This window comes from Asticcacaulis benevestitus DSM 16100 = ATCC BAA-896, from assembly GCF_000376105.1.
Taxonomy (GTDB): Bacteria; Pseudomonadota; Alphaproteobacteria; order Caulobacterales; family Caulobacteraceae; genus Asticcacaulis; species Asticcacaulis benevestitus.
The window spans coordinates 19,722-42,448 of the sequence record NZ_AQWM01000016.1 but is presented as its reverse complement, the minus strand read 5'-3'; the positions used below and the strand labels follow the sequence as shown (position 1 = coordinate 42,448).

Sequence of the window (22,727 nt, the reverse complement as noted above, 5' to 3'; positions counted from 1 at the left end):
TCTTCAAGAATAGGGTCGCTTTGACGACGACCTGCAGTGCCGGCTTCTTCAAATAAAATTGGCTTTCGTCCGGGCAACTACTCTGAGCTTACGTCTGAAAACAAGCGCCAGGCATTAAATGATATATTCGATATCACTATCTAGGTATCCATTTGAGATCATGAAATTGACGATCTGGGTTGCCGCGACCTCAGGCGAAGTCTCGGTAGTTTCTACGATGACTTCAGGGTTTTCGGGAAATTCATACGGGCTGCTTATGCCCGTAAAATTTTTGATTTCCCCGGTCCGGGCACGAGCATAGAGGCCTTTGACGTCGCGCTGTTCTGCAACCGAAAGCGGAGTGGATACATATATTTCGACAAACTCGCTCGGTCCAAGGAGCTCGCGCGCCATTTGACGCTCGGCGCGGAAAGGTGAGATGAAAGATACCAGCGTGATTAATCCTGCATCGACCATCAGTTTCGAGACCTCGGCGACGCGGCGGATGTTTTCCACACGGTCGGCATCGGTGAAGCCCAAATCCTTGTTCAGACCATGACGGACATTATCGCCATCGAGCAGATAGGTGTGGTGGTTGAGCGAGAGTAGCTTCTTCTCAACCAGGTTGGCGATGGTCGATTTGCCGGCGCCGGACAGGCCCGTGAACCACAGGACAACCGGCTTCTGGCCCTTGGCGCCCGCACGGGTCGCCTTGTTGACGTCGAGTGCCTGCCAGTGGACATTGGTAGCGCGTCTGAGGCCGTGATCGACCATGCCGGCGCCGAGCGTCAGATTGGAGACGCGGTCGATGACGATAAAAGCGCCCATGTCGTGATTTTCGGCATAGGGATCAAAAGCCACTGTCTCCTGAAGCGCGAAATTGACCACGGCCACTTCGTTGAGTTTCAGGGTCTTGGCGGCAATGTGCGCAAAGGTGTTGACGTCGGTCTGGTATTTGATCTCCGTCACCGAAGCCGAGACGGTGCGGGCGCCGATCTTGACCAGAACCGTGCGGCCGGGGATCAGGTCCTGCTCGCTCATCCAGATCAGGCGCGCCTGGAACTGGTCAGAGACTTCGGGACGGGCGTCGATGGCGCATAGGACGTCGCCGCGTGAGATATCAATCTCGTCCTCAAGTGTCAGGGTGACGGCCTGGCCGGCAAAGGCACGGGCCAAGTCGCCGTCATAGGTGACGATCGCCTTGACCTTGGATGACTTGCCAGACCCTGCGACCAGAACTTCATCGCCCGGTTTGACCGTGCCCGAAGAAATGGTACCGGAAAAGCCGCGGAAATTGAGGTCGGGCCGGTTCACCCACTGGACCTGCAAGCGGAAGGGCTTCTCACTCTGGTCCTGGTCGATCTGAACGCTTTCCAGATGCTCAACGAGCGTGGGGCCTTTATACCAATCCAGCTTTTCGCTGCGCGTGAGGACGTTATCGCCATAACGCGCTGAAAGCGGAATGGCCTGCAAGGTCTCGAAGCCGAAATCGGCGGCGAAGGTTTTGTAATCAGCGACGATCTTCTCGAAAACGTCCTGTGAATAGTCCATCAGGTCGATCTTGTTGACCGCCAGAACCACATGCTTGATGCCGAGCAACGACACGATGAACGAGTGTCGGCGTGTCTGAGTGAGGATCCCCTTGCGGGCGTCGATCAATATGACAGCGAGGTCCGAATTGGAGGCACCAGTGGCCATATTGCGGGTATATTGTTCGTGGCCTGGGGTGTCGGCGACGATGAACTTGCGCTTGTCGGTCGTGAAGAAGCGGTAGGCGACATCAATCGTGATGCCCTGTTCGCGCTCGGCCTGCAGGCCGTCAACTAAGAGGGCCAGGTCGATATCATCGCCGACCGTCCCGTGCTTTTTCGAGTCCTTCTCGATGCTGGCCAGTTGATCCTCGAAGATCAACTTGGTGTCGTAGAGCAGACGACCGATCAGGGTCGACTTGCCGTCATCCACCGACCCACAGGTCAGGAAGCGCAGGAGGCTCTTCTGTTCGTGGCTGGCAAGATACTCAACGAGGGCCTTCGTATCGAGCGCTTCTTCCATGGCGATTGCGTTCATTTTAGAAATAGCCCTCGCGCTTCTTTTTTTCCATAGATCCGGCTTCGTCATGGTCGATCAGGCGACCTGAGCGCTCGGACGTTCTCGCCACCAGCATTTCGGCGACGATAGTCTCCAGCGTGTCGGCTTCAGATTCGACGGCGGCGGTCAGCGGATAATCGCCGAGCGTGCGGAAACGTACGGATTTCATTTCAGGCACTTCGCCGGGGTTCAGCGGCAGGCGCTCATCATCGACCATGATCCACTGGCCGCCGCGCTGCACCACCGGGCGCATCTTGGCGAAATAGAGCGGAACGATGGGGATTTTCTCCAGCAGGATATATTGCCAGATATCCAGTTCGGTCCAATTTGACAGCGGGAAGACGCGGATCGATTCACCAGGCTTTACGCGCGCGTTATAGAGGTTCCACAATTCCGGGCGCTGGTTCTTCGGGTCCCAGCCATGGTTGGCGGTGCGGAAAGAAAAAATACGCTCCTTGGCGCGGCTTTTTTCCTCGTCGCGGCGGGCGCCGCCAAAGGCCGCATCAAAACCATGCTCCGTCAGGGCCTGTTTGAGGGCATCGGTCTTCATGATGTTGGTGAAGACGTTCGAGCCATGATCGAACGGATTAACGTTGTTGACCACGCCTTCGGCATTGGTGTGGCTGATGAGGTTGAGGCCCAGACGCGCAGCCGTTTCGTCGCGGAATTTGATCATCTCGCCGAATTTCCACGTCGTATTGACGTGCATGAACGGGAAGGGCGGCTTGGACGGGGCGAAGGCCTTCAGGGCCAGATGCAGCATCACCGACGAATCCTTGCCGATCGAATAGAGCATGACCGGATTTTTGAATTCGGCGGCGACCTCGCGCATGATGAAGATCGACTCGGCTTCCAGTCGCCGTAGGTGTGTAAGTTTGTCTGCGGACACTCAGTTTAGCCTTGGATGCGGCGCAGCCCGATCGGCGCGCAAGAAAAGAAATATGGATGCGTTGTTTAGCTACCACGTGGCATAGCGACAAACCACAAAGTCTAAACTGTGGCGTAAGATGGGGTGTACGGCGAAAACTCGGGACGGATTCCAGATTGCGATCTAACCAGCAAAGCTCTAGAGTTGCGACACTTTTCGGAGCTCTCATGTATATAACGCGCTTCCCTATCGTCGGTCCCGTACTTATCAAACCTAAAATGATCGGTGATACGCGTGGCTACTTTATGGAAACCTTCAAAGACGACTGGTTTCGCCAGCATGTGGCTGATGTGGGTTTCGTTCAGGATAACCAGGCGCTATCGAGCGAGACGGGGACCATAAGAGGCCTACATTTTCAGGCGGATCCTTTCCCGCAAGGTAAGCTTGTGCGGTGCTTGCGCGGCGCTATATTCGATGTGGCGGTGGATATAAGGGATGGCTCGCCCACGTTTGGGCAATGGATATCGGCCACGCTTACCCCCGAGGGTGCCGAGCAATTGTGGGTGCCAGAAGGCTTCTTGCACGGCTATTGCACCCTCGAAAAGGACACGGAAGTTTTCTACAAGGTCACCAACACCTATCGTCCAGACCTTGACAGAGGTATCGCCTTCGATGATCCCGACATTGGTGTTGACTGGCCGGTAGGGCGGGACAAGGCGGTGCTGTCGGATAAGGACAAGACCTTGCCGGCACTCACCTCCCTTTTGAAGGCGTAACAGGACAAAAGTCGTATGCGGATACTTATAACCGGCGGTGCGGGCTTCATCGGTTCGGCCCTGGTCCGCTACCTCGTTGGCGAGGTCGGTGCGGATGTTCTCAATCTCGATAAGCTGACCTATGCCGGCAACCTCCAATCTCTGGGGCCGATCGAAGGCGCAAATAACTATCATTTCGTCGAGGCTGATATCTGCGATCACGCGAAGATCAGCGAGATTTTCGCCGGCTTCAAACCTGACCACATCATGCATCTGGCGGCCGAGAGCCATGTAGACCGCTCGATTACCGGCGCCAAGGCCTTCATGGAAACCAATGTGATGGGCACCTTCTCGCTGCTGGAAGGCGCACGTCATTACTGGAACTCCCTCGAAGGCGAGGCGAAAGCCAATTTCCGCTTCCTGCACGTCTCGACCGATGAGGTTTACGGCTCGCTGGGCGAAGCCGGACTGTTCGAGGAAACCACGCCCTACGATCCCTCTTCACCCTATTCGGCGTCGAAGGCGGCCTCAGACCACCTGGCTAAGGCGTGGTATCGCACCTACGGCCTGCCAGTTGTCGTGTCCAACTGCTCCAACAACTATGGCCCCTATCACTTCCCCGAAAAACTGATGCCGCTCAACATCATCAACGCCATGGAAGGCAAGGCCCTGACCGTATACGGCGATGGCTCCAATATCCGCGACTGGCTCTATGTCGAGGATCACGCCCGCGCCCTGCACCTGATCTGCGCAAAGGGGCGCCTGGGCGAAACCTACAATGTGGGTGGCCGTAACGAGCGCAAGAATATCGACGTGGTGAAGCGGATCTGCGCCATCATGGATCAATTGCGTCCGCAAAATGCCCCGCATGACAGGCTGATTACCTATGTTACCGATCGTCCCGGTCACGATCATCGTTACGCCATCGATGCCACCAAGCTGGAAGATGAACTTGGCTGGAAGGCACTGGAGACCTTCGACAGCGGCATTGAAAAGACGGTGCGCTGGTATCTCGACAATGAGATCTGGTGGCGCCCCTTGCGCGGCGAGGTCTATACCGGTGAGCGCCTTGGCGTTTTGAAAGCCTAAATGATGCGTGTTCTCGTTACCGGCAAACATGGTCAGGTCGATACGGCCCTGCAGGGCCTGGGCGATCAGCTAGGGCTTGAGATCATCCGCATCGGCCGACCTGAAGTCGACCTCGCTCAGACAGATACGATGGAGGACGCGGTCCGCGCGGCCCGTCCGGATGTTATTATCTCATCGGCTGCTTATACAGCTGTTGATAAGGCGGAAGCTGAACCCGAGCTTGCACAGGCCATCAATGGCGAAGCGCCAGGCGAGCTGGCGCGGCTGGCCAAAGAGCTGAACATTCCCATCCTGCATCTCTCGACAGACTATGTCTTCGCTGGTGACAAGGATGGCGCTTACGAGGAAACTGATTTGCCGGCACCGGTCAGCGTTTACGGTAAGACCAAGTTGTCGGGTGAGGAGCAGATCGCTGCACAAACCGACAATCATGTCATCCTGCGCACGGCCTGGGTCTTTTCGCCCTATGGCAATAATTTCGTCAAAACTATGCTTCGCTTGGCCGAAAGCCGTGATGAGGTCAATGTTGTGGCCGATCAGCACGGTTGCCCGACCTATGCGCCGGACATGGCGCGTGTAATCCTGGCCATGGCTCAACAGGTGGCTATCGACGACGATCCGACCTTGCGCGGCATCTTCCACCTGACCGGACAGGGCGAAACGACCTGGGCCCAGTTTGCCGAGGCGATCTTTGAAGGCTCTGCAAACCGGGGCGGTAAATGGGTGCAGGTCAATCCGATTGCCACAACCGATTATCCAACACCTGCCAAACGCCCGGCCAATTCTCGCCTGAGTGGTGAAAAACTTGATCAAACCTATGGACTTGTTCTCGATCCTTGGCGGATTTCACTGGATTCCTGCCTCGACCGTCTTATAACTCAGGGCAATTTAGTGAAGGATGGGTAGCCATGAAAGGCATAATACTGGCAGGCGGCAGCGGCTCGCGTTTGCATCCCATGACGCTTGGCGTGTCTAAGCAAATGATGCCCATCTACGACAAGCCGATGATCTATTATCCTTTGTCGACCCTGATGCTGGCAGGAATTCGCGACATTCTGATCATTTCTACGCCGCACGATCTGCCGCTGTTTCAAAAACTGCTCGGAACAGGGGAACACTGGGGCCTGTCGATTTCTTACGCGGAACAGCCAAAACCGGAAGGCCTGGCCCAGGCCTATATGATTGGCGCGGACTTTGTCGGGTCGGGTCCCTCATGTTTGATTCTAGGGGACAATGTTTTTTACGGGCCCTCCCTCTCCGAATTTCTGGAAGGGGTCGCCGCCATGGAAGCCGGCGCCAGCGTTTTTGCCTATCAAGTGGCCGACCCTGAACGGTACGGAGTTATAGAATTCGATAAAGAGATGCGCGCCATCTCGATCCAAGAAAAGCCAGCCAGGCCTAAATCGAACTGGGCTGTGACTGGTCTCTATTTTTACGACAACCAGGTTGTTGATATCGTTGCCAACCTGAAGCCTTCGCCGCGCAACGAGTATGAAATTACCGACGTCAATCAAGCCTATCTGGAAAAAGGTCAGTTGAACGTTCAGACCATCGGACGAGGTTACGCCTGGCTTGACACGGGCACCCCGGATTCCCTGCTTGAAGCGGCCGAGTTCGTGCGCGTGCTGGAAAAGCGCCAAGGCTTCAAGATTGCCTGTCCAGAAGAAATTGCCTGGCGCAAAGGCTTTATCACCGGTGGAGATCTGGAAGCGCTAGCGGTACGCTTAGGCGCAAGCGACTATGGTCGCTATTTGCATAAGATTCTCCGAGCCTGAACGTCTAACACTCCACCACATTGACCGCCAAACCGCCGAGGCTCGTTTCCTTATACTTGCTACGCATGTCCTCGCCGGTCTGGCGCATGGTCTCTATCACCGCGTCAAGTGAGACAATATGCTGGCCATCGCCGTTGAGCGCAAGATAGGTGGCGTTGATCGCCTTGATGGCGCCCATGGTGTTGCGCTCGATGCACGGCACCTGGACAAGTCCGCCGATCGGATCACAGGTCAGGCCAAGATTATGCTCCATACCGATTTCGGCGGCGTTTTCGATCTGGCCAGGCGTGCCGCCAAGCGCCGCGCACAACCCTGCCGCCGCCATTGAACAGGCAACCCCAACCTCGCCCTGGCAGCCCATCTCAGCCGCCGAGATCGAGGCGTTGTTCTTATAGAGAAAGCCAATCGCGGCTGCCGTCATCAAGAGGGTCCGCGAACCCTCCGCCGTCGCGCCCGGCACGAAGGTCTCGTAATATTTGATCACGGCCGGCAGCACGCCGGCCGCACCATTGGTCGGCGCCGTCACCACGCGGCCACCCGCGGCATTTTCCTCATTGACCGACAGGGCGTAGAGACTGACCCACTCGAAAATCTGCGACGGATCGATGCGCGGGCCACGCTTGATCAGGGTATCACGCATCGCCTTGGCGCGGCGCTTGACATTGAGCCCGCCGGGTAAGGTCCCGTCTATGGCGCAGCCGCGCTCGATACTGGCCATCATAGCCGTTCGCACCGCGTCGATAAACTCATGGGTCTCCGCCTCGGCGCGGAAAGCCTGTTCGTTGCGTGCCACCACCTCAGCTATGGTAAGCGCCTCCTTGTGGCAGATCGCCAATAGGTCAGCGCCAGAGCCATAGGCGTAGGGCAGGGCGATATTGCTTGAGCTATTGATCACAGTATCGCCGGTAATAGCGCCGCCGCCGATCGAGAAATAGGTGGCGATCAGAGGCGCGTTATCGGCGTAGTGCGCCTCAAAACGCAGGCCGTTGGAGTGCTCCGGCAGGAACTCGCCCATCATGAACTGCAGATCGATCTCTGGATCAAAGACGATGTCCGAAACGCCGGCCAGTTTGAGGCTCTGTGTGGCGCGGATCTCGGTGACCAAGGGCGCGATGGCTTCGGGATCAACGCGATCGGGCAGCCAGCCGCAGAGGCCTACCAGCACCGCCGTGTCGGTGGCGTGGCCCTTGCCGGTCAAGGCCAGCGATCCATAAAGCTGGCAGATGACGCGTGTGGGCGTTGCCGTCGCCACCGCCTGCTCGGCGAAATGCACCGCAGCGCGCATCGGGCCCACCGTGTGCGAACTCGAGGGGCCGATGCCGATGGTGAACAGATCCGTGACGCTGAGCGCCCAGGGAAGTTTTGCGGCGGCGGTCATGACAGGACAGATCGCATGGGGGCAGGCTCTTTCAGGCAGGATATCCGAAGATACCTGGCAGACGTGCGGTCAAGCGTGGCCGGTACATCTGCTCAATGTGGCATTATTATTTGTACCACGTTCCCATAAGCGGCCCTCGCGGTCAATCCGGTTTCATTTGCAAATATTTCGGCTCAAACGCCGGACTAGGCGCCCCCCACGGCTCGCCGCATCAGCGGCGGCGGGCGCTTGCCCTTGCCGAGGTGCTCTTATGTGCACCTCGGAGGCTATTTTCCATGCGCCGCGCTCCAGCGACTTTCCGGTAAGGTAATGCTGGTGGCCTGCGAAAGGTTGTCCGAACTTAAGCCCAGCATGACGCGGTAGCTGCCGGCCTTGATCACCCAGCTATCGGTCGCCTCGTCATAGGTGGCCAGAATGCGCGGATCGACGCTAACCTCGACCGCTTGGGAGGCGCCGGGCGCCAGTTCGACCTTGGAGAAAGCCCCCAGCCGTTTGGGCGCTTCCCAGCCCGCCGTCTTGTCTGCGCCGACATAGACCTGCGCCGCGGTCGCGCCTTTGAGCTTGCCGGTGTTCTTCACCGAGAAACGCACCGTAAGGCCCTTGCCAGAGATGGCGGGTTTGAGATCGGCTACCTCAAAAGAGGTGTAGCTCAAGCCATGGCCGAAGGCGAACAAGGGCGTGTAGCCCTTCAGATCATACCACTTGTAGCCGATGGCGGCGCCTTCATCATAGGTGATCGAGACGGGAATGCCGTCGGGCTTGTGAAAGCCCGGAATCTCGGCGTGGGCCAGTTGATCATTCGAGGCCGGGAAGGTGATCGGCAGATGGCCCGACGGATTGACCTTGCCCGTCAGGATATTGGCGATGGCCTCGCCGCCGCGGACGCCGGGGTAAAAGGCCTCGAGCACCGCCGGCACACCTTTTAGCCACGGCATCAGAATGGCACCGCCCGATTCAACCACCACGATGGTTTTCGGATTGGCCCTGGCAACTGCGGCGACCAAAGCATCCTGGTTGCCGTCGAGTTCCAGCGGATTGTCGATGCCTTCGCCCATAAACTGCGTCACAAACACAATGGCGACCTCACTCCTTTTGGCCAGAGCCACAGCCTCGGCGATATCCTCGCCACTGACATAGCTGATCTTCGCCGTCGTTGCCGCCGTCAAGGCCTTAACCGGAGAGGACGGCTGATAAACGACCGGACCTGGCCACGTGGTGGGGGCGACGCCTTTCACCGCACTGCCGCCAATGGGGGTGACGCCGGATGAGCCGCCGCCCGACAGCACGCCCTTGTCGGCGTGACCGCCGATCATGGCGATGGACGTGGCTTTGAGCGGCAGCAGATTGCCGTCGTTTTTCAAAAGGACCAAAGAGGCCTCGGCAGCGGTCTGCGCCACGTCGGCGCTGGCCTTGAAATCGATCGGTCCGACCTTCACCGGATCATCGACCACGCCCTTGGCGAACAGCGCCCAGAGAATACGTTCGGCCATGTCATCGATGCGCGACATCGGAAGCGCGCCCGCCGCGATCTCGGCCTTAAGCGATTTTTCTGAGAAGAAGGCGCCGTGGTGACCGCAGCACGGGTAGCCGGTGAACTGGTCCAGCCCATTGACCGCCGCCTTGGCCGCCGAATGGACGGCGCCCCAGTCGGACATAATATAGCCTTTGAAACCCCAGTCCTGTTTCAACACCTGGTTCTGCAGATAATCGTTCTCGCAGGCCCAGTCTGCGTTCACGAGATTATACGCGCACATGACTGAGCCGGGGCTCGATGTGTCGTAGACCAGCTCGAACGCCAGCAAGTCCGACTGGCGCATGGCCTGTTTGGTGATTTTGACGTCGACCGTAGTGCGCTGCGACTCCTGATCGTTGACCGCCCAGTGCTTCATGGTCGAAACCATATGCTTCGACTGGATGCCGCGGATCAAACCCCCGGTCATGTCGCCGGTCAGGACCGGATCTTCACCCGTATATTCAAAATTACGGCCGTTGCGCGGTTCGCGCGCCAGATTGCCGCCACCGGCGAGGAAAACGTTAAAGCCCGACGCCCGCGCTTCTGTGGCGATCATCTCGCCGCCAGCCTCGGTGATCTTCGGGTCGAACGAAGCCGCCGTGGCCAAGGACGAGGGAAGGGCGGTGCGCTCCATACCCGCGACGCGCACGCCGATCGAGGCGTCGGTTTGCCATTGTGCGGGAATACCGAGGCGGGGGATACCGGCGATATAACCGGCCGAGCCCTTGATGTGGTGAGCTATGACATCGGCCTTGATGGCGGGCGAGACCACGTCATCCGGCTCGTTCGCCAGCTTCTCCGGGTCGGTATAGCCCATGACCAGCCCGAGTTTTTCTTCCAGCGTCATGGCTGAGACCGCGGCGGCGGCGCGCTGTTCGGGTGTCTTTGAACGATCGAGCCACGGCTGGCCTTGTGCCAGGGCCGATGTGGAGACGCAGGCCAGCAACGCTACCCCAAACAGGCTTACCCGGACTTGAGACTTCATGACGTTTTCCTCGAGCTTTGCTTTTGTATGTGGCGCGAAGCTAGTCGGTTCGTCATGTCATGAAAAGGGTGTTTTGCGTTCGCCGGATGGGAAAAGGGGAGCCCTTAAGCTCCCCGCGTCTCTCATACGTCCAGCGAACTGACCTCATCAATGGCGCAGATGATGTGGTAGAGCGTGCTGGCGGGCGCCGGCTCGATCTCGAACTCGCCATTTTCCTTCATGCGGTCGCGATAGAGCCCGACAATCTCCGTGCTGAGATATTTTTCAAGCCCGGCGCTGGCCTCAATCGCCTTGGCGATGGCGGCATGCTTTTCTTCAGGCGTGGGTGCTGCGTGGGCAAGCGCCGTGTAGGCCTTCATGCGCTCGGTCTGCGGCCATAGACGCGCCTTGGCGTCCTTGGGCGTGAAGTCGTCCCACAGCTCATTAAAGGTCACATCGCGAATCGGATCGGTGCCGGCGGTCTCGGCAATGTCGATCAGACGCTGCGCCGTCTTGCGGTAAGCGTCATTGCCGGTCTTGTCGGCCCAGCGCAGGAACAGCCAGGCCCACTCAAACTGATGGCCGGGCTCGATAATGCGACCCATCTCGCCTTCCAGCGGGTTCCAGTCGCCATCGAAGAATTCGCGCAGTGAACCGGTTTCGGGGTGTAGGAATTTCTCAACGCACAGATCGGCGATCATGGCGGCAATCTCTCGCCACTTGTCGTCGCCACCGGCCTCCATCCAGGCCAGTGAGGCCTCGAACATATGCATGTGCGGATTGGCCTTGAGCGGCAGGGTGCGCGGATTGGCTTCTTCGAAACCACGCTCGGGGTGTGAGAAGTCAGCGACGATTCTATCGCGGATCGCGACCGCCGCGCGCTCAAGCGCCTTGTCCTCGGGACGCACACGGTAAGCCGAAGCATAGGCCAGCATGGCAAAGGCATGGTCGTAGAAATCAAATTCGCCGCGCACGACCGTACCGTCGGGCTTGAGCGTGGCGTAGAGCATGCCCGTCTCTTTGTTACGCGCAGGCCCGGAAAGCCAGTTCAGCCCCTGATCGATCGCCGGATCCGTCGGGCCCGCATACCCCATACGGCTGGCCAGGGCATAAGAGAACACCTGTCGGGCGGCGACGCGGGTGCGCCGATCGACGTCGCAAGGCGTGCCGTCGAGATTGATCTTTTCATAGAACCCGCCTTTTTCCAGGTCGCCGCCTGTCGTCCACCACAGGGGCAGGGCATGGTCAAACAACCACTGGCGCAGGCTTTGCTGCTTGGCGTAAAGATTGTCAGAGAGGTTGGGCATGGTGTGTTCACGCTTCTAAAGGAGGAGAATAGGCCTTGGTAGCATTGTCCAACAACCGCTCACAAGGCCATGCAAACGCTTAAACTCTATTTCATAGCGAATTTTTATGCAGACCGTATAGCCACGAGCGAGGCGGCTATGTAAGGTCTTAGCAACCAAGGGGCGGTTCACGCCGTCCCGCCTAAGGGGCGAGACAGTGGAAGAGCACATTCCAGGGCTGCCCTTACGTCAATTCGAAGGTAAATCTATGTCGATCCCCATTCTTCCCGTCATCATGTCCGGCGGCTCTGGCACACGTCTGTGGCCACTCTCGACGCCCGCAGCCCCCAAGCAGTTCCATGCCGTCGCCACGCAGAACACCATGATTCAGGAAACGGCGCTGCGCCTGGTGGGTGATAATTATCTGGCGCCCGTCGCCATCTGCGGCCGCGGCCACCTCGATCTGGTCACCACGCAGTTGGGACAGATCGACAAGGCGCCGCAAGCCGTCATCCTGGAACCGTTCGGTCGCAATACCGCAGCGGTCGCCGCCATGGCCGCCTTGAGCGGACACGAATTCGCGCCGGACGCGCTTGTTCTTCTGGTGCCGGCCGATCACGTCATCACAAAACCGGGCGCCTTCCACGCCGCGGTGGTGGGCGCGTCAGAGACGGCCCGCGAACGCATTGTCACCTTTGGCATCACGCCCAGCCACCCCGAAACCGGCTTTGGCTATATCGAGCGTGGCGCCAAGCTGTCCGAAGGCATTTTCCAGATCGAAAAATTCTGGGAAAAGCCCAATCTTGAAACCGCCACACACTATGTCGAAGGCGGGCGTCACGACTGGAACGCCGGCATCTTCCTGTTTTCGCCCAAGGTCATGCTGGAAGAACTGAGCCTCTATGCGCCCGAAGTCCTGGCAGCCTGCGTCGATGCCTATAAAAAAGGCGCGCGCACGCCCAGCGACGGCGGGGTGATCATCAACCTCGATGAAGAGGCTTTTGCTCAGGTCCCCTCCATCTCGGTCGATTATGCCGTCATGGAAAACACCGCGCGCTCGGCCGTCGTGCCGTGTGATATCGGCTGGGCAGATGTCGGGGGCTTCGCTGAGCTTTGGCGCCTGGGTGACAAGGATGAGCGCGCCAACCACGTCAAGGGCGAGGCGATCCTGATCGATGCCGAGAACAACCTGGTCCATTCCAGCGGTCCCCTGGTCGCCATCATCGGCCTTAGCGATATCATGGTCATCTCGACGCCTTCCGGTATTCTGGTGGCGCCGATTTCACGCGCTCAGGATGTGAAAAAGGCCGCAGAAGAGGCGAAGGCGCGGCTGAAATAGCCGTGGTGTGTGATCCCCCGATGCCCAGGCCGCATTTTGGGGGATTGGCGCGGGCGTCATAAAGCTTTAGGATCCCTCCGCACAAGGAGGATGATATGGCTGATGAGCGCATAACACCCATACATGACGGTATCCTGCCACGCCTCGATATGGCGGAGGTCGGCTACCTCGGCGATGAACTGCGCCAGTTGCGCGAATTGGTCAGTCGCGGCGATACCCTGGCCATTTCGGGCGGCTCCGTCATGGCGTGGTGGGGCCTGGTCCTCAGCCTGGCACACGTCCTCAAAGCCCTTATCTCGGCCCATTTCCTGCCGCATGATCTGCCGGTGAATTTGGCCACCTTTATTCTCGGCTATGGCGGCGCGCTCGTGATTGTCCGTAGGGGTAAACAGCGTCATATCTTCCGCTCGTGGCGTACCCAGGCCATGTCGACCCTGTGGACGTTCGCCGGCATTGGCATCTTCGTCTTTCTGGTCGGCAGCGAATGGGCCCACGTCGCCGAGCCTCACATCACCATGGCCTTTGTGGCCATCGTTTTCAGCCTCGTCCTGGCAGTCATGGCCACCTCAAGCCGACAGCCGTGGTTGCTTTTCGTGGCCGCCGGATGGATCTTGACGGCCTGCGCCATGTTCGTCCTGAATGGCGAGGTGCAACGTTATGTCCTGATGGCGTCGGCCGCACTCCTCTTCATGGTCGTGCCCGGTTTTCTTTTAATGCGGGCCGAAAAACGCGCCCAACCCAAGGAGTTTCGACTATGAGCCTGTTTGCCCACGCCAGCCTGGAAGAAGTGATCCATGGGCGCGCCCGGCTCGCCATTCTGGCTTTTCTGTCGACGGTTGGCAAAGCCGATTTTGTTACCCTGCGCGGCGAGGTTCGTATCAGCGATGGCAACCTGTCACAGCACCTGAAAAAGCTTGAAGACGCCGGCTATATCCGGCTCGACAAGACCATGGCGTCCGGCAAGCCGCGCACCATCGCTAACCTGACCGTCGAAGGTCGCGATGCCTTCTATGCCTATCTCGACCACCTGCAAAGCCTGCTCAACGCCATTCCGGAGCGTGGGGCTGAGGTCTAGGTCAAAAAAAACGTACAAAGATACCACTTGGTGTTGATAAGCGCATTGTCTTCAGCTAGGGTTTACTCTGTCGGACCAGCTCGTTCGGCAAAGCCTTGTTTTTACACGGCTTCCGTGCACACGACTTGGTTCGTACTGCCTGTCCGGGGGGGCTGGTAGAGGGCCGTGGAGTATCGTCTCAGCGCGCTTTGGGGGGCTCTGAGACGATAGCATGGCCTATGTTTCGCCTGAAATGGGCGCGGTGTGTGATCCCCCGAAGCCCAACTATGTCCTGATGCTGTCGTGACCGAACGCGACGAAGTGCGGATTGGCATAATCTCCGTCATTATCCTGGAATCTTTTACCGTATTTGAGCGCCTGACCGTCGAGCGTCTCAACCCGTCCGCCCGCGGCGCGCAAAACGGCGTCACCGGCCGCGGTATCCCACTCCATGGTGCGGCCCATGCGCGGATAGATGTCGGCCACGCCTTCTGCGATCAGGCAGAATTTCAGCGATGATCCCGCCGCAACGAAATCGGCAACGGTGAAGGCTTCGAGATAGGCCTGCGTCTCGGCGCCGCCATGCGAACGACTGCCAACGGCGATCAGGCCTGATTCCGGTGTGCGGACATGAATCGGGCGGGCTTCACCGATCTGTCCGTCCTGGACCTCGGCCATAAAGGCACCCTTGCCGACGCCACCCCAATAGATCTTGTTGAGGGCCGGGGCGAAGACGGCGCCCAGCACAGGCTTGCCGTTTTCAATCAGGGCGATATTGACGGTGAATTCGCCATTTTTTGAGACGAATTCCTTGGTGCCATCGAGCGGATCGACCAGAAAAAAGGTGCCCGCCGTGGTCGGGAATCGTCCGGCGGCGGCCTCTTCTTCGGCGATGACCGGGATGCCCGGCGCGATATGCTTCAGGCCTTCAAGGATGATGGCCTCGGCCCTTTGATCGGCTTCGGTGACCGGCGAGGCGTCCGCCTTGGTGACGACAGCGAAATCGGTGGCGTATATACGCATGATCTCGGCACCGGCCGCCAGCATGATCGGGTTCAGGTCCATGGCAAACTCCTATAGCGCTTTCCGAAAAGTGTGACGCACTCTCGGGTCAAAAAGCGCGCAAAAGCAACAAATAGAGCGCCGATCTGATGCAATCAGATCGGAACACGCTCTTGTGCAGCGGCCTTCATAGCGCGCTTCGCAGGCGACGCAACTGTTTCACTTGTCACCATAAGGAAACTGACGTTACCTTCATGCTTTTGAGGGGCCATCATCATGTCTGTTCGTCACTATTTGCCCGGCTTTGTGGCTGCGTGTCTGCTGGTTGCCTTGCCCTCGGCCAGCCATGCCGCCAGCGGTTATGTGATGGCCAAGGCCGATCTGGCGAACGGCACTTCGGTCAACGCGATCGAAGCCCACCTGACGACCGGGGATTACAGCGCCGAAGACCTGACAAGGGCAGCGCTCGATCAGATCAAGGCGAAGGACGGCGCACTTCATTCAATCATCGCGGTCAATCCCGCGGCTCTGGCGGAGGCCCAAGCGTCCGATAGGGCGCGCAAACGCGGCCAAAAGCTTGGTCCCCTGATGGGTATTCCCCTCCTGATCAAGGACAATATCGAGACGCTTGACGAGGTGGCGACGACCGCGGGTTCGCTGGCGTTGAAGGACAACATCACCCACCGTGACGCACCCGTCGTGGCCAATCTTCGCGCCGGCGGCGCCATTATTCTTGGCAAGACCAACCTGTCGGAATGGGCCAATATCCGCTCGTCCCACGCCATCAGCGGCTGGAGTGCGGTGGGCGGACTGGTCGCCAATGCCCATGATCCGGCACGCACCGCCTGTGGCTCGTCGTCGGGGTCGGGCGCGGCTGTAGCGGCGGGCCTGGCACCTTTGGCGGTGGGCACCGAAACCGATGGCAGTGTCACCTGTCCGGCATCGATGAACGGCCTGGTGGGCCTCAAGCCCACAGTCGGGCTGGTGTCGCGTACCCATGTCGTGCCGATCTCGCATAGCCAGGATACACCCGGACCGATGGGCCGCAGCGTAAGCGACGTGGCGCTCATGCTGGGCGTGATGGCTGGAACAGATCCGGCCGACAAGGCGACCGCCTTGGCCGATGCGCACAAGACAGATTACGCAGCGGCGCTCATAGGTTACAGCCTGAAAAATCGCCGCATCGGCGTGCTGCGCGACCAGATCGGCAATGACCCAAAGACCGCCGCTGTTTTTGAGACCGCCTTGCAGACGCTGAAAAGCCAGGGCGCGGTGCTCGTCGATATCCATGACAGCTCGGTGGAGGGGCTGGGTGACTCTGAAATGACCGTCATGATGGTCGAACTGAAGGCCGACCTTAATACGTATCTGGCCTCTACGCCTCCATCCGTCAAAACGCGCTCGCTCGCAGACGTCATTGCCTTCAACAAAGCCCACGCCGCCCAGGAGATGCCCTATTTCCAGCAGGAGCTCTTTGAGCAAGCCGAAGCCACCAAGGGCCTTGCGGACCCCGATTATCTCAAGGCCGCCGCCCACGCCAAAACCGCATCGTCCTTGCGTATAGACAGCCTGTTGCAGGAAAACGAGGTCGAGGTTTTGATCGCCCCAACCTATGGCCCGGCCTGGCTGTCGGACCTCATCTATGGCGATCAGTATACCGGTCCCTCCGCCACACAATTGCCGGCCACCTCCGGCTACCCGCACCTGAGCGTGCCGATGGGCGCGGTGCAAGGCTTGCCGGTCGGCCTCAGCTTCATCGGTCCAAAATGGAGCGAGTCCTTGTTGCTAAAAGCGGGCTATGCCTATGAGCAGGCTCGGAAAAGCCCAAAATAAAAGGCTTTCCGAGACCGGCTCAAAGGCCCTTCGGTGTGTGATCCCCCGATGATTTGGCGGACCGATCCGCCAGATATGGACCAAGATGGTGGCGACGTCAGTCAGGTTTGAGCCCCCATCCGGCCGTAAGCCTTAGGCTGCGGTCGATGGGGCGGCCGTGAACAGGAGTACGCCAAAGATCATGCCGGTCGAGCGGCCCTCCTTCGGCACGAACTTGACCGTCACCGTGGTTTTTCCCCGTGTCAGCGCTTCCGGCACCGGATATGCCTCATCGAAGAATTCGCCGGGCTTGACCGGCGTCTTGTGCGAGACCGTCGTCAGCGTCTCACCGTCGATCAGGATGTCGAATTCGCAACGGTCATCACCCCAATAGCTCGCCTGCATCACCAGCGGACCTGGCTTTACGTTCATCTTGAACGACATGAAGCCGCCGGAGCGCGCGTCACGACCGTTGCGGCCGCGATAGGTGCCGGGCCATGAGACGTCCGATTCGAGATTGTGATCGCGTTCGGCCTGCATTTCGCCAAGGTGCATGACATCAACCGAGCGCGCGGCGAGGTCGCGCTGACGCGCTTGTTCGGTCAGGAAAGAGGCTTCCTCGATCTTCCAGTCCGCCTCATTGAACGCCTTGAAATAGACGGCACTGCGACGTTCATACTGGCTGTAGAAAGGGACGAATGTCAGCTCGCCAGGGCGGCCGATGCCCACGGTCTTGAACCGCGCTTTTTCGATAGCGACCGGCGCGAAGCCGGCCAGCAAATCATTGCCGACTAGCGCCGGATCCGTGGCCTTGTAATCGTCATCGACCGAGCCGAGATCGGCGGCCAAAACCAGCGGGCCGCGCAGGATAGCGACGACGCCGGGATTGTCGTTGGTGGGCTCGATATTCAGGTCCAGCGGCAGGGAGAGAGCGAGTTTGTCGCCGGCCTGCCAGACGCGATCGATGATCAGATAGCCGCGGTCGCGCGAGGCCTCGACCGGCTTGCCATTCAGCGTAAGCGCAACGCTTTTCGCCCAGCCGGGCACACGCAGGGCCAGTTTGAACCGTGTCGGCCGCCGCATAGCGGTCAGGCTCAGTTTCGCATCGCCCTCATAGGGATAGGCGGTATCAAGCCGAAGGCTGACGCCCTTTTTTGCCCACTTGGCGGTCGAGGGAATATAGAGATTGACGAAGAGCGTGTCGTCACCCTGCCAGTAGATCGACTCGGCGTGCTTGGCGTGGCTCTCCATACCGGTGCCGTGGCAGCAGGTCCAGTTATCGACCGGATCGGAGAAGCCGCGCGCAGCACCCGTGAACAGAGGCGTCATATAGCTGAACATGCCGGTCTTCGGGTTTTGCTGGGCCAGGACGTGATTGAGGTGGGCGCGCTCGAAATAGTCGAAATAGCTCGCGTCCGGTGACCAGCTATAGAGCTGACGCGACATCTTCATCATGTTGTAGGTGGCGCAGTGTTCACACGTCGCTTCGGTGATATGCTTCGAGATGGCGTCAGGCTCGAAGAAATACTCGCGGTCACCGTTGCCGCCGATGACGAAGCTATGGTGCTTGGTGACGCGCTCATAAAAGAACTCGGTCGCCGTCCGGTAATCAGGTTTGCCGGTCACCTCGTAGAGGCGCGCCAGACCCAGCACCTTTGGGATGTTGGTGTTGGCGTGGATATTGGCGAGTTTGTCCTCACGCGCCACCATGGGATCGAGTACCTTGTGATGATATAGGCGTTCGGCCAAGGCCAGCCAGCGCGGATCCTTGGTGCGGGCATAAAGCTCGGCGAACGAATCGTTGATGCCGCCGTGCTCGCAGTTGAGCACCTCCTGCACCTGGGCGTCTGATAGAGAACCGAACACCTTGTCGATATAGACGCTGAGTGCCACGGCGACCGGAATCGCCTTGTCGAGACCGCAGAAGGTCTGGCCGTCGAACAGGCCGCCATAGAGCTTGTGCCAGTTATAGAGAGGCACCCAGCAGCCGTTAAGATCGAAGCCGGCCGATCGGATATCGCCCGCCATAATTTCCGGAAAGATCTCCTTGCCGTCGACCACCGTGCCATCCTTGCGACGGCGTTGGAAGCCGGCGGTGTAGCCATCGCCCTGCGCGCCCTGGATCAGGGCCAGTTCGTCAATGACATAAGACGCGCGTGCTTTGAGCACCGGATCGCCGGTCTGGGCGTACATCAGGGATATGGCCGACATATAATGGCCGAGGCTGTGGCCGGCGATGGTGTCCTTTTCCCAGCCGCCGTAGGATTCACCCTTGGGCTTAAGGCCTGCACCCTTGCGGAAATTATGTAAGAAGCGGTCGGGCTCCAGGGTCACCAGGTAAGCGTGGTTGACATCAAGAGCGGTCTTGAAATCGGACGGTAGCAAACGAACGTCGGAAAGGGGCAGGGCGGTCGCTTTTCGCGGCAGGTCCGCGGCCAGAGCGGAACGGGTGGAAATGAGGCTAAAACCTGTCAAAGCCGCCGATGCGGTTAAAATCTGTCGCCGATTGCCGGTCAAAGTGGCCATGGTACGCTCCTGTTTGTCGGACAATTTGAATACAATAGTACAGACGGGCAAGTCAAAGGTGTCCTGAAGCGGTTTCGAGCCGATCGGGATAGCCACCCTCTTCTAGCGGTTTGGGAGGACATTGCCGCGACAAAAAGTACTATTTTTTGTGCCATTTCATTGCCTTTCAGATTCATTCTGTACCAGTGCCTTGATATATAACGTTATGTTCTTTCAGGGCGCAATCTAATTGGTCGGACAAAACTTCATTGCACACGTGAAACAAATGTTGCAAATCGGCCACTCCCATTTGTCTTGTTATTAAAAATGCCATGAAACAGACGTATATCGTATAAAATATTTTGACGACCCTGAAATTTCATGGCCTGAGTGGCGCATCATGTTTTTGAAATGGGGACTATAGTATGTTTAAGGCACCTAAAAATAAGACTGCCCTGCTGGCCGCTACCGGCTTGGCCGCCGCTATGATGTGCGCGCCAGCCCTTGCCCAAGAAACGACGGCCGAGCCGGCAACCACCGCTGCTGAAAAAGCCGCCACTGCCAAGGCCGAAGCCTCTAGCGATGTCGTCGTTATTGTCCGCGGCGTGCGCGGGTCAATGAAGGACTCGGCCGACAAGAAGCGCAGGTCCAAGCAGATTTCAGATTCGGTCTCCGCGGAAGACGCCGGCAAGCTGCCGGACAACAATGTCACCGAAGCCCTGGCGCACGTCACCGGCGTGCAGATCACCCGCAAACACGGCGAAGGCGCCGATATGGCCATTCGCGGTATCCAGGAAGTTGGCACGACGGTCAACGGTAACGCCGCTGGCGGCGGCAATATGCGTTCGATGAACCACAATGCCGAAAATGGCGCCATCTGTACGACGGCTATCAATTTTGGTGAATGTCAGGATCAGGGGCCGACCCTGAGCGATGTGCCTGCGGCGTTGATCAAGTCGGTAACCGTTTACAAGACCCGCACGGCTGACCAGATCGAGGGCGGTATCGGTGGGGTGGTGAACGTCGAACTCCGCCGTCCGCTGGACCTTAAAAAAGGCTGGACCATCGCTGGCGCCTATCGCAACTCCTATAACAGTATTGGTGATACCGAAAGCCCGACCGCGAGTCTTCTGGTGGCAAACCGCTTTGATACGCCGATCGGTGAAATGGGCTTCCTGGCCAATTTTGGCTATTCGAAGAATAATTACGAAGAGCAGCATTTGGTGACTGAAACTGTTCGTAATTTTTACGGCAATGCGACCATCAATGGTCAACCAGGTTGGAAATATAATCCGATCCTCGGCGGCACATTAACGCCGGCTTATGTCACAGCCTATCGCGTGTGGAATGGTCTTCAAGACGGTACGAACGAACGTCCCACGGCTAATCTTGCTTACCAATGGCGCGTAAATGACAATCTGGACTTTGTTGTTGAAGGTAGTTGGTTTGGCAGCAAGGAGGGCGGCGAAAACGATTATATGTCCGTCATTACCGGGGAAGGCAGTTCCGCTCAGAGGTTTGATGACGTCGTGACACAGGCTGATGGGGTCACGATCAAGTCCATGACAATCAATAATCCCAACGGTGTTCCGTTCAGCATGTGGTCGTCATATTGGGCGCGCAAAATGGATACCTATTCGACCAATTTCGAGACCCACTACCACAAAGACAAGTTGCAAATTAATGGTAGCGTCCAGTACAACTGGACCAACATGACGTCGAACAACCTCTCTCAGCAGCTGGCTGTGACCGGGCTGAATACAATTGGTGTCGACTTTGATAATGGCTCTGCACATGGTGTTTTGATCAGCCTGCCTAATCCAGCGGCTTTGCGAGATCCGGCAAACTATACCTTTACCCAACTTCACCACGAAGTGGCTTGGTCAGACAGTCGTGATTTTAACGGCCAACTTGATCTGACTTACAGCGTCAGCGACGATTGGCTTGTTCGCTCAATCCAGACTGGATTCCGCGTCTCTAGCAAGTTTGTCAATAACTATTTTGCCTATCGGGACGCGACGTTCAAGACGCCTCTGAAAAATATGCCGACGGCGGACACCTTGGTTAATACAACGCTTGGCAACAATGCGTTTTCGGCGTCATCGTTCTATCATTTGAGTGGTGAGGCTTTGCTGGCTAACTTTGATGATGTACGTGCTTTTGCTGTAGCGAACATGACCAACCCAAGCTGGGGTGGCGATTGGTCTCTGCCGGTCCCGTCAGATAGGGATCACAATTCGTATGGAGAAAAAGAATTCACTCGCGCCTGGTATGGCCAGTTGAACCTAGCCTTTGATGCTTTGTTCCCTGTCGATGGCATTATTGGCGTCAGGACGGTGGCTACAGATGGCATGTCCCTCAATACGCGTCTTGTCGATGGAGAGGCGATCTCGAACGACACTCCGGCAAAATCTTTCCATGATGCCATGCCCAATGCGAGTGCGACTATTCACTTTAAGCCCAATCTGCAATTGCGTCTTTCCTATGACGTATCAGTACAACGCCCTGCCTTCAGTCAACTGTCGAGTGCGGTCCATATTGATACAACGAACAAGTCGGGTTGGGGCGGCAATGCGGACCTGAAGCCGATGAAAGGGCCGAACTACGATGCCTCGCTGGAATACTACTTTGGCCATGGTGGGGTCGCTTCGTTTGCCGCCTACCTCAAGAAACCTGAAGGCCAGCTCTTCTGGCAGATCGTAAACAAGACAGCGGGAGAGCTTGGGGTATCTGGTGTTGATCCTGCAACCATCTTCAACTACACGACGCCTTACAATGCGGGGCAAGGCACCTATCAGGGCTATGAATTCAATGTTCAAGGCTTCTTTGAGTTCCTGCCAAGCTTCTGGAAAAATTTCGGAGCCGGATTCAACTATACCTATAATCAGGTATTCAAATTGGACATTCCGAATGATCCTTCGAATGCTTCAGCCGGAAGCTCATCCTTCCATGGTCCATGGACATCTAAGGACACTTATAACTTGCAGGTGTACTACGATACGCCGGAGTTCAATGCCCGTGTTGCCTACAATTTCCGCTCGAAATTCTACGGCGATCCAAATACGGACTTCCCGAACTATACGTATACCAACGGCAATACGTCGCGACTTGATGCCTCTATTGCCTATACCCCTGTAAAATGGATGACCCTGACCTTAGAAGGCACGAACCTTCTGAACAATAACCAGATAGGCTATTACGGGTACGAGTACTTTAACGCCGAAACCCGCCTGCAAGGGCGCACCGTTCAGGTTGGGGCACGTTTCCGCTACTAATCGGAACAGGACTAAAAATGCGAAACACCCGCCGGCTGCCGGCGG

At 57.9% G+C, this 22,727-nt stretch carries 16 protein-coding genes; 9 read left to right on the top strand and 7 right to left on the bottom strand.

What is annotated here, in order from left to right:
- Positions 1-114 precede the first annotated feature (114 nt).
- Together cysN and cysD are read right to left on the bottom strand one after the other, a co-directional pair.
- Positions 115-2,046, bottom strand: coding sequence for a sulfate adenylyltransferase subunit CysN (cysN, locus tag B060_RS0114995; protein ID WP_018082615.1), 1,932 nt, complete (start codon positions 2,044-2,046; stop codon positions 115-117).
- A gap of 1 nt (position 2,047) precedes the next feature.
- Positions 2,048-2,899: a sulfate adenylyltransferase subunit CysD gene (gene cysD / locus B060_RS0114990; protein ID WP_018082614.1), complete on the bottom strand. Its 852-nt coding sequence runs from the start codon at positions 2,897-2,899 to the stop codon at positions 2,048-2,050.
- A 263-nt stretch (positions 2,900-3,162) separates the two neighbouring features.
- Between cysD and rfbC the strand changes: the two genes are divergently transcribed.
- From rfbC to rfbA, 4 genes are read left to right on the top strand one after another with little or no spacing between them, the layout of a single operon-like run.
- Positions 3,163-3,711, top strand: a complete 549-nt coding sequence (gene rfbC, locus B060_RS0114985; protein ID WP_026172875.1) for a dTDP-4-dehydrorhamnose 3,5-epimerase — start codon at positions 3,163-3,165, stop codon at positions 3,709-3,711.
- 15 nt (positions 3,712-3,726) lie between these two features.
- A complete protein-coding gene (gene rfbB, locus B060_RS0114980; RefSeq protein ID WP_018082612.1) occupies positions 3,727-4,779 on the top strand; it encodes a dTDP-glucose 4,6-dehydratase in 1,053 nt (350 codons plus the stop codon).
- The gene (rfbD, locus tag B060_RS0114975; RefSeq protein ID WP_018082611.1) at positions 4,780-5,685 is read left to right on the top strand and encodes a dTDP-4-dehydrorhamnose reductase; all 906 of its coding nucleotides are present in this window, start codon (positions 4,780-4,782) and stop codon (positions 5,683-5,685) included.
- A gap of 2 nt (positions 5,686-5,687) precedes the next feature.
- Complete coding sequence (rfbA, locus tag B060_RS0114970) at positions 5,688-6,554, top strand: glucose-1-phosphate thymidylyltransferase RfbA (RefSeq protein WP_018082610.1); 867 nt, start codon at positions 5,688-5,690, stop codon at positions 6,552-6,554.
- A gap of 4 nt (positions 6,555-6,558) precedes the next feature.
- On the opposite strand, the gene B060_RS0114965 is transcribed toward rfbA, so the two are convergent.
- From B060_RS0114965 to B060_RS0114955, 3 genes are all read right to left on the bottom strand, one after another.
- Positions 6,559-7,932, bottom strand: coding sequence for an L-serine ammonia-lyase (locus B060_RS0114965; RefSeq protein ID WP_018082609.1), 1,374 nt, complete (start codon positions 7,930-7,932; stop codon positions 6,559-6,561).
- Between the two features lie 266 nt (positions 7,933-8,198).
- Entirely contained in the window at positions 8,199-10,430 is a 2,232-nt protein-coding gene (locus tag B060_RS0114960; RefSeq protein WP_155847712.1) for a glycoside hydrolase family 3 C-terminal domain-containing protein, read from the bottom strand.
- A 122-nt stretch (positions 10,431-10,552) separates the two neighbouring features.
- A complete protein-coding gene (locus B060_RS0114955) occupies positions 10,553-11,716 on the bottom strand; it encodes an AGE family epimerase/isomerase (protein ID WP_018082607.1) in 1,164 nt (387 codons plus the stop codon).
- Positions 11,717-11,963: 247 nt separating this feature from the next.
- Between B060_RS0114955 and B060_RS0114950 the strand changes: the two genes are divergently transcribed.
- From B060_RS0114950 to B060_RS0114940, 3 genes are all read left to right on the top strand, one after another.
- Entirely contained in the window at positions 11,964-13,034 is a 1,071-nt protein-coding gene (locus B060_RS0114950) for a mannose-1-phosphate guanylyltransferase/mannose-6-phosphate isomerase (RefSeq protein WP_018082606.1), read from the top strand.
- Positions 13,035-13,129: 95 nt separating this feature from the next.
- Positions 13,130-13,792 carry a hypothetical protein gene (locus B060_RS0114945; RefSeq protein ID WP_018082605.1) on the top strand — a complete coding sequence of 221 codons (663 nt, stop codon included), beginning with the start codon at positions 13,130-13,132 and terminating at the stop codon, positions 13,790-13,792.
- Complete coding sequence (locus B060_RS0114940) at positions 13,789-14,109, top strand: winged helix-turn-helix domain-containing protein (RefSeq protein WP_018082604.1); 321 nt, start codon at positions 13,789-13,791, stop codon at positions 14,107-14,109. The genes B060_RS0114945 and B060_RS0114940 overlap by 4 nt, the downstream gene beginning before the upstream one ends.
- 264 nt (positions 14,110-14,373) lie before the next feature.
- Here the strand turns inward: B060_RS0114940 and cysQ are convergent, their stop codons facing one another.
- Positions 14,374-15,153 carry a 3'(2'),5'-bisphosphate nucleotidase CysQ gene (gene cysQ, locus B060_RS0114935; RefSeq protein WP_018082603.1) on the bottom strand — a complete coding sequence of 260 codons (780 nt, stop codon included), beginning with the start codon at positions 15,151-15,153 and terminating at the stop codon, positions 14,374-14,376.
- A gap of 213 nt (positions 15,154-15,366) precedes the next feature.
- On the opposite strand from cysQ, the gene B060_RS0114930 reads away from it, so the two are divergent.
- On the top strand, positions 15,367-16,923 hold the full coding sequence (locus B060_RS0114930; RefSeq protein ID WP_018082602.1) for an amidase: 1,557 nt from the start codon (positions 15,367-15,369) through the stop codon (positions 16,921-16,923).
- Positions 16,924-17,055: 132 nt separating this feature from the next.
- On the opposite strand, the gene B060_RS0114925 is transcribed toward B060_RS0114930, so the two are convergent.
- Positions 17,056-19,428, bottom strand: a complete 2,373-nt coding sequence (locus B060_RS0114925; RefSeq protein ID WP_018082601.1) for a glycoside hydrolase family 127 protein — start codon at positions 19,426-19,428, stop codon at positions 17,056-17,058.
- A gap of 404 nt (positions 19,429-19,832) precedes the next feature.
- Here B060_RS0114925 and B060_RS0114920 point away from each other — a divergent pair, with 404 nt between their 5' ends.
- Positions 19,833-22,682 (top strand): TonB-dependent receptor, encoded by a 2,850-nt coding sequence (locus tag B060_RS0114920; protein WP_018082600.1) that lies wholly within the window; start codon positions 19,833-19,835, stop codon positions 22,680-22,682.
- Positions 22,683-22,727: the final 45 nt, after the last annotated feature.